1 protein-coding gene is annotated in these 666 nt (G+C 53.2%); it reads left to right on the forward strand.

What is annotated here, in order from left to right; genetic code table 11:
- Nucleotides 1-666, forward strand: a 666-nt coding sequence (locus AB4585_RS22525; protein ID WP_372171043.1) for a VCBS domain-containing protein, incomplete at both ends; no start/stop codon positions are given.

Below are 666 nucleotides of genomic sequence, written 5' to 3' on the forward strand. Positions count from 1 at the left end.
ATGATAAGCCAGTCATCACCAGCCAAGCGCAAGCGGCAACCGTTAAAGAAGACGCGACCCTATTTGTCGACGGCCAAGTAACCGCGACTGATGCAGATCACAACGCCGTATTGACGTACACGCCAGATAACCTGCAAGGCCAGTACGGGGTATTTACCCTAAACCCAAGCTCAGGCAAATGGCACTACACCCTAGACAACAGCGCGCATCAAGCGCTTGCTGAGGGTGAAACGCACACCGAAACCATGTTGGTTACCGTGACTGATGATAAAGGCGCGACCACAACCCAACAGGTGGTAGTGACAGTCGAGGGCACCAACGATAAGCCCGTTCTGCAGACCGATACTCATACAGGCAGTGTTAACGAAGACGGCACCTTAAGCGCCAAAGGCCAAGTGATCGCAACCGATGTCGACCATGGCGCGGTTTTAACTTACACCGCAGGCAGCCATCACGGCACCTACGGTAACTTCACGTTGAATCAAGGCTCTGGCACCTGGACCTATACGCTAGACAATAAACACCATCAAGACCTTGCAGCAGGTGAGACCCACACCGAATCTATGTTGGTGACCATCACCGATGATAAGGGCGCGAAGATCACTGAAACCGTTGAGGTAACGGTGACGGGCACCAATGATAAGCCGGTCATCACTAGCAAAGCGC

The organism is Vibrio sp. 10N.222.49.C9, from assembly GCF_041474985.1.
Lineage (GTDB): Bacteria > Pseudomonadota > Gammaproteobacteria > Enterobacterales > Vibrionaceae > Vibrio > Vibrio crassostreae_C.